8 protein-coding genes and 1 tRNA gene are annotated in these 9,400 nt (G+C 62.1%); all 9 read left to right on the top strand.

Annotated features, from left to right (window positions below):
- On the top strand, nt 1-2,078 hold a 2,078-nt coding region (locus tag ACTS2Z_RS11985; protein WP_442573443.1), incomplete at its 5' end, for a TonB-dependent receptor domain-containing protein.
- A 268-nt stretch (nt 2,079-2,346) separates the two neighbouring features.
- Nucleotides 2,347-2,422, top strand: a tRNA-Trp gene (locus ACTS2Z_RS11980).
- 8 nt (nt 2,423-2,430) lie between these two features.
- A complete protein-coding gene (gene secE / locus ACTS2Z_RS11975; RefSeq protein ID WP_442573442.1) occupies nt 2,431-2,772 on the top strand; it encodes a preprotein translocase subunit SecE in 342 nt (113 codons plus the stop codon).
- 5 nt (nt 2,773-2,777) lie between these two features.
- A complete protein-coding gene (gene nusG / locus ACTS2Z_RS11970; RefSeq protein ID WP_442573441.1) occupies nt 2,778-3,311 on the top strand; it encodes a transcription termination/antitermination protein NusG in 534 nt (177 codons plus the stop codon).
- 144 nt (nt 3,312-3,455) lie between these two features.
- Complete coding sequence (gene rplK, locus ACTS2Z_RS11965; protein ID WP_442573440.1) at nt 3,456-3,887, top strand: 50S ribosomal protein L11; 432 nt, start codon at nt 3,456-3,458, stop codon at nt 3,885-3,887.
- 6 nt (nt 3,888-3,893) lie between these two features.
- Complete coding sequence (gene rplA / locus ACTS2Z_RS11960) at nt 3,894-4,607, top strand: 50S ribosomal protein L1 (RefSeq protein ID WP_442573439.1); 714 nt, start codon at nt 3,894-3,896, stop codon at nt 4,605-4,607.
- Between the two features lie 332 nt (nt 4,608-4,939).
- Nucleotides 4,940-5,455 carry a 50S ribosomal protein L10 gene (gene rplJ / locus ACTS2Z_RS11955; RefSeq protein ID WP_442573438.1) on the top strand — a complete coding sequence of 172 codons (516 nt, stop codon included), beginning with the start codon at nt 4,940-4,942 and terminating at the stop codon, nt 5,453-5,455.
- Between the two features lie 50 nt (nt 5,456-5,505).
- Nucleotides 5,506-5,886, top strand: coding sequence for a 50S ribosomal protein L7/L12 (gene rplL / locus ACTS2Z_RS11950; RefSeq protein WP_442573437.1), 381 nt, complete (start codon nt 5,506-5,508; stop codon nt 5,884-5,886).
- 234 nt (nt 5,887-6,120) lie between these two features.
- Nucleotides 6,121-9,400 (top strand): DNA-directed RNA polymerase subunit beta (gene rpoB / locus ACTS2Z_RS11945; RefSeq protein ID WP_442573436.1); only part of this gene is annotated, 3,280 nt, incomplete at its 3' end.

Here is a 9,400-nt window from a genome sequence, read left to right as displayed (position 1 = left end):
CGACCACGGGTGTTCTGGAAACGTCGGTGACCTCGTATAACTTCAACCCGGACAACTTCTACCAGGGTCCGATTGACCGTTATCAGGTCTATGCCGGTGCCAATTACGAGATCAACAACCACTTCGACGTTTATCTCAACACGCTGTACGTGACCAACCAGGTCGGCATCCAGCTGGCTCCGTCGGGCACATTCAACAACAACTTCAACGTGCCGATCGGCAATGGTTTCATTCCGGAACCGGCCCGTCAGGCTCTCTGCGCCAACCGCAACATTCCTGCGGCTGACTGCGTCGTCGGTGGAACCACGATCGTTCCGCTGTCGATCAACCGCCGTCTCGTGGAGCTTGGCCCGCGTATCAACACGTTCGACAACGAGACCTTCCAGTACACGTTCGGTACGCGCGGTGACCTGTTCGCCGGCTTCTCCTATGACGTCTACTATCAGCGTGGCCGTTCCACGCAGGCTTCGACCCGCGTGAACTGGGGTTCGCTGACCAAGCTGCGTCAGTCGCTTGAAACCCTCAGCACCACGGTCTGCCAGGCTCCTGGTGGTCCGGTGATCGCTGGCTGTGTCCCGCTCAACGTTTGGGGCGCCGAAGGTTCGATCACGCAGCCGATGCTGGACTGGATCAACCAGAACGGCACCATCCAGACGACCGTTGAAGAAGAAATCATCTTCGCCAACGTCGCTGGTGATCTCGGTTTCGCCAGCCCGTGGGCTGTGAACCCGGTTGCCGTGTCGGGTGGTTACGAGTACCGCCGCGTCTTCGCTGGCACGCAAGCCGACACGCCGTCGCAGCAGGCCGGTGAAATCCTCGGTACGGGCGCTCCGACGCCGGACCGTCAAGGTACGTTCCAGATGTACGAGTTCTTCGGCGAGGCCTATGTGCCGCTGATCGAAGACCGTCCGTTCTTCCGCAGCGTTGCCCTTGAGCTGGGTCTGCGCAACACCGAGTTCCGCTCGGGCGGTGAGACCGACAACTACTGGACCTACAAGGTCGGTGGCGAATGGGCTCCGAACGATGACCTGCGCTTCCGCTCCATGTTCCAGCGTGCAACCCGTGCGCCGAGCGTGAACGAGCTGTTCGCGCCGCAGGTGACGGGTCTGGGCAACCTCGCGGTTGACCCGTGCGCCGGTCCGGGCGTGGCTGGTGCTCTGGCGGCTCTCTGCCAGCAGACCGGCGTTCCTGCCGGTGCCATCGGTGTCCTTCCGCAGCCGTCGGCCGGTCAGGTCAACGTGCTCAGCGGCGGCAACCCGGCGCTTGGTCCGGAGGTCGGTGAATCGATCACGGTTGGTTTCGTTTACTCGCCGACCTTCTTCCCGGGCTTCACCATGTCGCTCGACTACTGGAACATCGAGATCACCGACGCGATTTCCTCGCGTGGCGTGAACGAGATCATCCAGGGCTGCTATGGTGCCGGCAATCCGGGTCTGACGTTCAACGAGCTGTGCTCGTTCATCGGCCGTAGCCCGACGAGCGGCAATCTGAATGACGCGGATGCCGCAGGCATTCAGCAGCTCATCAACAACGTCGGTGAAGAAGTCCGTTCGGGCTGGGATCTCTCGGCCAACTACGGCTTCGATCTCGCCGACATGGGCATGAGCCCGAACTCGGGCAGCATTGCGCTGGCCTTCAACGCAACGCTCTTCACCGAGTACACCTCGCAAGCCACGCCGGCTTCGGCGGTCATTGACTGCCTTGGTTACTACAGCACGTCTTGCGCCAACCCGGTGTCTGACCTGCGTACGACCAGCCGTGCCACCTGGAATGTCTCCGCGTTCGACGTGTCGCTCCAGTGGCGCCACTACAGCTCGGTGACCGTCCAGCCGGGTACCGGCACCTTCCTGCCGGCCTACTCGCGCATCCCGGCTTACAACTACTTCGACCTGTCGGGTGGTTGGGATGTCAACGACAACATCCGTCTGGTTGGTACGATTTCCAACCTGACCGACGAGCAGCCGCCGGAAGTCGGCAACACGATCGGTGCGACGTCGACGAACAGCGGCAACACCTTCCCGCAATCGTACGACACGATCGGTCGTTACTACTCGATCGCTCTGCGCGCTCGCTTCTAAGCGAATTCGCAGTACCGAAACGGGGAAAGGCGGGCTTCATGCCCGCCTTTCTTCGTTTGGGGCCACCGCTTTCCGGTGCGGGGTGCCTGGTTCAGACAGGCTGTCACCGGAGCGGCTGGCAGACGGGCGGATAAAAAATGTGATTTAACCGCTCAGAAGGGTTTTCAGCGGCGCCGCAAACGGCTACAAGGCGCGGCTCAAAGGACGGGTTTGGCCGTCCGGTGCAGGCCCTAGCGGCGCTCCGGGCGGTTTTGCGTTGGACTTTGATAGGGGTGTAGCTCAGCTGGTAGAGCGGCGGTCTCCAAAACCGCAGGCCGGGGGTTCGAGCCCCTCCGCCCCTGCCAGTTGCAGGTTGTGCGCGCTGATCCGCGCACCCGATAAGAGTTTGAAAGAGGCGATGGCAAAAGCAGGCAAAACCCGTCAGCCGGCGCGCGCAGGCGCATCCGGACAGGGAAGCGGTGGCTCTTCTGCTGCCGGCGCAAGTGCGCCTGCCCGCCGGAAGACGGTCAATCCGTTCAAGTTCATCAGCGAAGTGCGCCAGGAAGGCCGCAAGGTCACCTGGACGAGCCGCAACGAGACGATCGTCTCGTCGATCTTCGTGCTCGTCATGGCGACGATCGCCGCCCTGTTCTTCTTCGGTGTCGATTCGCTGATCGGCCTCGTGGTCAATTTCCTCCTCGGCCTGGGAGCCTGATACGCATGTCCGCCAAGTGGTACATCGTTCACGCCTATTCGAACTTCGAGAAGAAGGTCGCCGAGGCGATCCGCTCGGAAGCCGAGCAGAAGGGCCTGTCGGACAAGTTCGAGGAAATTGTGGTTCCGACCGAAGAGGTCACGGAAATCCGCAAGGGCCGCAAGGTCAATGCCGAGCGCAAATACTTCCCCGGCTATGTGCTGGTGAAGATGGATATGACCGACGACGCCTATCACCTGGTGAAAAATACGCCGAAGGTGACGGGTTTCCTCGGTGCCGGCGCGCGCCCGCTACCCGTTCCGGAGAGCGAAGTGCTGCGCATCATGGGCAAAATGGAAGAGGATGCGGAAAATCCGCGTCCGACCGTGTCCTACGAGATCGGCGAGACGGTGCGTGTCACCGACGGTCACTTCTCCAGCTTCAATGGCATTGTCGAGGAGGTCGACGAAGGCCGTTCGGTGCTGAAGGTCGCCATCAATATTTTCGGCCGGGCAACTCCGGTCGAGCTCGAATACAGCCAGGTCGAGAAAACCGCCTGACTGTAATCACGGTGCGGGAGGGTCCGGGAAAGTCCATTCCGGGTCCGCAAACCGCGCCACCCGCGCCTCGCATGACGGGCCCTCAGGGGCCGGTCCGGGAGGTTTCTTGAAACCGGGGTCCGCCCCGCAAAGAGTGACAGGGACATGGCCAAGAAGATTACCGGCTATATCAAGCTGCAGGTTCCCGCCGGAGCCGCTAACCCCTCGCCGCCGATCGGCCCGGCGCTGGGTCAGCGCGGCGTGAACATCATGGAGTTCTGCAAGGCGTTCAACGCCAAGACGCAAGAGATGGAAAAAGGGATGCCCATCCCGACCGTCATCACCGTCTATCAGGACAAGTCTTTCACCTTCGAGACCAAGACGCCGCCGGCGAGCTTCCTTCTGAAGAAGGCCGCCAAGGTGCAAAAGGGCAGCGCCACGACCGGCAAGTCCGGTCCGATCGGCAAGGTCACGCGCGCCCAATGCCGCGAGATTGCGGAAATGAAGATGAAGGATCTCAACGCCAACGATCTCGATCAGGCGACGAGCATCATTGAAGGTTCGGCCCGGTCCATGGGCCTGGAAGTGACGGGGTAAGCGGACATGGCCAAGATCGCAAAACGCGTTGCCGCATCCCGTGAAGGGCTGGACCGCAACAAGCTGCACACGATTGACGAGGCTGTTGCCCTCGTGAAGTCGAAAGCCAGCGCCAAGTTCAACGAGACGGTCGAGATTTCCGTCAATCTGGGCGTCGATCCGCGTCACGCTGACCAGATGGTCCGCGGCGTGTGCCCGCTGCCGAACGGCACCGGCCGTACGGCGCGTGTGGCCGTTTTCGCCAAGGGCGCGAAGGCGGAAGAAGCCAAGAAGGCAGGCGCGGACATCGTCGGCGCCGAGGATCTGGTGGAAACCGTCCAGGCTGGCAATATCGACTTTGACAAGGTGATCGCCACCCCGGACATGATGCCGCTCGTCGGCCGTCTGGGTAAGGTGCTCGGCCCGCGCGGCATGATGCCGAACCCGAAAGTGGGAACGGTGACCATGGACGTGGCCAAGGCCATCGAGCAGTCCAAGGGCGGCGCGGTGGAGTTCCGTGTCGAAAAGGCGGGCATCGTGCACGCCGGTATCGGCAAGGCGAGCTTCTCCGAAGCCCAGCTGGCGGAAAACATCCGCGCCCTGCTGGACTCGCTGAACAAGGCCAAGCCGTCGGGCGCCAAAGGTCAGTATATCCGCAAGATCTCGCTCAGCTCGACCATGGGTCCGGGCGTGAAGATCGACGTGTCGGAAGCGGGCAGCCCGGTCAACGCCGCTGCCTGATTGAATGCATCGAGTTTCCAGAACCGGGCGATGCCCGGTTCTGGCGGCTTGCAGGAAAGGGCTTTGCCTTGACCTGCCAGCCACCTGTCCGAGACCGCAGGGGCGCGAAGGGCTTTGCCCGGACCGCTTAATCACAGACGACGGCCCTGCGCAGACGGGAGTACGGAACTACCTGTTTTTCGCGTGTCATGCGCGGCAAGCGGCGTCATTTCGTTCCCCGGACAGGATACATGGCGGGGGTGAGCGCGTTCCGGGGTGGTCCCGGAGCAAGCGGCGTCCCCATCACCGCAAGATGACCGGCCAGCCCGGTCATCCTGTAACGGGAGACCGCAATGGAGCGAGCCCAGAAAGTCGAAGCTGTCGATGCCTACAAGGGCATTTTCGCCGGCGCCGGCTCGGTAGTGATTGCTCACTACTCCGGACTCACTGTTGCGGAAATGACGTCTCTGCGTGCCGAACTTCGTAAAACCGGCGGGCAGTTGAAGGTCGTGAAGAACCGCTTGGCCAAGATCGCCCTGAAAGGGTCGCCGGCCGAAGGTGCAGCCGACATGTTCACCGGACCTGTCGTGATCGCCTTTGCCGCCGATCCGGTTTCAGCGCCGAAGGCCGCCGCGGACTTTGCCAAGAAGAACGAGAAACTCGTTCTGATCGGCGGGTTCATGGATGCTGCGGTTCTTGATGAGAGCCAGGTCAAGGCTCTTGCCACCATGCCGTCCCTGGACGAGCTGCGCGGCAAGCTGATCGGTCTCATCCAGGCGCCCGCCACGAAGGTTGCCGGGGTTGTCCAAGCCCCCGCCGGCCAGCTGGCCCGCCTGCTTCAGGCCTATGCAGACAAACAGGCTGCATGACGCCGTCTCCGCATCTCTAGTGACAACGCATCAAAACAGGACTGAAACCCATGTCGAAACTTGAACAACTCGTCGAAGACCTCTCCAGCCTGACCGTGCTGGAAGCTGCCGACCTCGCCAAGCTTCTCGAAGAGAAGTGGGGCGTTTCCGCTGCTGCTCCGGTGGCCGTGGCCGCTGCTGGCGGCGCTGCTGGCGGTGAAGCCGCTGCTGCGGAAGAAAAGACCGAATTTGACGTCATCCTCGTCACCGCCGGTGACAAGAAAATCAACGTCATCAAGGAAGTCCGTGCCATCACCGGTCTTGGCCTGAAAGAAGCCAAGGACCTGGTGGAAGCCGGTGGCAAGGCCGTCAAGGAAGGCGCGCCGAAAGCCGAGGCCGAGGCCATGAAGAAGCAGCTCGAAGAAGCCGGCGCTACTGTCGAGCTGAAGTAAGGGTTCGGGGCCGTTTGCGGTTCCTGACACCATCGTCCGGCGGGCGTGTGGCTTGATGCTACGCGCCCGTCAGGGCGTTTCTGATTTCGTCTGGCATTCCGGTCTGCCCCGGGTGTGCCAGATCCGGGTGGCAAGCCCCCTCACGCTTGTTGCCACTTTCACCGGGGCGGGCGGGACGCATTTCGCGTCCCCGTAGGACGATGCCGGGCCATTAGCCTGGCAAAGGGAGCGGAAATGGGTCTGTCGTTCACCGGCAAGAAGCGCATTCGCAAGTCGTTTGGTCGCATCCCCGAAGCGCTGGAGATGCCCAACCTCATCGAGGTGCAAAAGCATTCCTACGAGCAGTTCCTGATGAAGGATCTGCGTTCGGGCAACCGCCCGGACGAAGGGCTGCAGGCGGTCTTCAAGTCCGTCTTCCCCGTCAAGGATTTCTCCGAACGGGCCGTGCTCGAATTCGTGTCCTACGAGTTCGAACCGCCCAAGTACGATGTTGAAGAATGCGTGCAGCGCGACATGACGTTCGCCGCTCCGCTGAAAGTGAAGATGCGTCTCATCGTGTTCGATGTGGACGAGGAAACCGGCGCGCGCTCGGTCAAGGACATCAAGGAACAGGACGTGTTCATGGGCGATATCCCGCTCATGACCGACAAGGGCACGTTCATCGTCAACGGCACCGAGCGGGTCATCGTCTCCCAGATGCACCGCAGCCCGGGCGTGTTCTTTGACCATGACCGTGGCAAGACGCACGCGTCCGGCAAATACCTGTTTGCCGCCCGGATCATTCCCTATCGCGGTTCCTGGCTCGACTTCGAGTTCGACGCCAAGGACATCATCCATGTGCGTATCGACCGCCGCCGGAAACTTCCGGCGACGACGCTGCTCTACGCGCTGGGCCTCGACAAGGAAGCCATCCTGTCGATCTTCTATGGCCGCGTCGGCTACAAGAAGGTCAAGGCGGGCTGGACGACGCCGTACGTCAAGGAAAACTGGCGCGGCGTGAAGCCGCTGCGTGACCTGGTCGATGCCAAGTCGGGCGAAGTCATCGCTCCGGCGGGCAAGAAGATTGCCGCGCGCATTGCCAACAAGCTCGCTGAAGACGGCGTGAAGGAATTGCTGGTTGCCAGCGATGACCTTGCTGGCCGTTTCTTCGCCGAAGACATCGTGAATGCCGAAACGGGCGAAATCTTTGTCGAGGCCGGTGACGAGATCACGGTGGAGCTCCTCGAGGAGATCACCGCTGCCGGCTATGACGAGATCGAGGTGCTCGATATCGATGGCGTGAATGTGGGCGGTTACATCCGCACCACGCTCGCCGCTGACAAGAACGACACGCGCGACCAGGCGCTGGTGGACATCTACCGCGTCATGCGTCCGGGTGAGCCGCCGACGCCGGAAACGGCCGAAGCGCTCTTCAACGGCCTGTTCTTTGACGCCGAGCGCTATGATCTTTCGCCGGTCGGCCGCGTGAAGATGAACATGCGTCTGGACCTTGAATGCCCTGACGATGTGCGCGTTCTGCGCCGCGAGGACATTGTCGAGGTTCTGAAGGTTCTCCACGGCCTGCGCGACGGCAAGGGCGAGATCGACGATATCGACAATCTCGGCAACCGCCGGGTGCGTTCGGTCGGCGAGCTGATGGAAAACCAGTACCGCGTCGGCCTCCTGCGCATGGAACGGGCGATCAAGGAGCGGATGAGCTCGGTCGATATCGAGACCGTGATGCCGCACGACCTGGTCAACGCCAAGCCGGCGGCTGCTGCGGTGCGCGAATTCTTCGGCTCCTCGCAGCTCTCGCAGTTCATGGACCAGACCAACCCGTTGTCGGAAGTCACCCACAAGCGCCGCATGTCGGCGCTTGGCCCGGGCGGCCTGACGCGTGAGCGTGCGGGCTTCGAGGTGCGCGACGTGCACCCGACGCACTATGGCCGTATCTGCCCGATCGAGACGCCGGAAGGCCCGAATATCGGCCTCATCAACTCGCTCTCCACGTTTGCGCGCGTCAACAAGTACGGCTTCATCGAGAGCCCGTACCGCAAGGTTGAAAACGGCAAGCTGACCGATCAGGTCGACTATCTGACCGCGATGCAGGAAGCCAAGTTCAACATCGCCCAGGCCAATGCGACCGTGAGCGATAATGGCGAGCTGGCCAACGAGTTCGTGAACTGCCGTATCGGCCCGAACCGCGATGCCACCCTGATCCCGCGTGAGGACGTCGACTATATCGACGTGTCGCCCAAGCAGGTCGTGTCCGTAGCCGCGGCGCTCATTCCGTTCCTCGAGAACGATGACGCCAACCGCGCGCTGATGGGTTCGAACATGCAACGCCAGGCGGTTCCGCTGCTGCGCAACGAAGCGCCGCTGGTCGGCACCGGCATGGAAGCGGTTGTGGCACGCGATTCCGGTGCGGCAATCATCGCGCGCCGTGACGGCGTGGTCGAACAGGTCGACGCCCAGCGTATCGTGGTGCGTGCGACCGGCGACATTGATGCTGCCGCTTCGGGCGTCGACATCTACCGCCTGTCGAAGTTCCAGCGTTCCAACCAGTCCACCTGCATCAACCAGCGTCCGATCGTGAAGGTCGGCGATGTGGTGAAGGCCGGTGACATCATCGGTGACGGTCCGTCGACCGATCTTGGCGAACTGGCGCTCGGCCGGAACGTGATCGTCGCGTTCATGCCGTGGAACGGCTACAACTTCGAGGACTCCATCCTCATCTCCGAGCGTATCGTGCGCGATGACGTCTTCACCTCGATCCATATCGAGGAGTTTGAAGTCATGGCCCGTGACACCAAGCTCGGTCCGGAAGAGATCACACGCGACATCCCCAATGTCGGCGAGGAAGCCCTGCGCAATCTCGACGAGGCGGGCATCGTGGCCGTCGGCGCTGAGGTTGAGGCCGGTGACATTCTGGTCGGCAAGGTGACGCCGAAGGGTGAAAGCCCGATGACGCCGGAGGAGAAACTCCTGCGCGCCATCTTCGGTGAGAAGGCTTCCGACGTCCGCGATACCTCGCTGCGCCTGCCTCCGGGCACGACCGGCACGATCGTGGAAGTTCGCGTGTTCAACCGCCATGGCGTCGACAAGGACGAGCGGGCCATTGCCATCGAGCGTGACGAGATCGCGCGCCTTGGCGAAGACCGCGATGACGAGCTCGAAATCCTCGAGCGCGACATCTTCTCGCGTCTGCAGACCATCCTGGTCGACCGTGTCGCCGTTTCCGGCCCGCGTGGCTTTGCCAAGGGCAAGGTGACCGAAGCCTCGCTCGAAGAGGTCCCGGCTTCCCAGTGGTGGAAGATCGGCCTTGAAGACGAAAAGGCGATGGCAGAGGTCGAGGCCCTCAAGAAGCAGTATGACGAGTCCAAGGCTCGCCTGGACCGCCGCTTCGAGGACAAGGTCGAGAAGCTGCAACGCGGCGACGAGATGCCCCCGGGCGTCATGAAGATGGTCAAGGTGTTCGTGGCGGTGAAGCGCAAGCTGCAGCCGGGCGACAAGATGGCCGGCCGCCACGGCAACA

It is taken from the genome of Glycocaulis sp. (assembly GCF_052168375.1).
Taxonomy (GTDB): domain Bacteria; phylum Pseudomonadota; class Alphaproteobacteria; order Caulobacterales; family Maricaulaceae; genus Glycocaulis.
The sequence above is the reverse complement of the archived record's forward strand: the minus strand, read 5'-3'. Positions and strand labels throughout refer to the sequence as shown.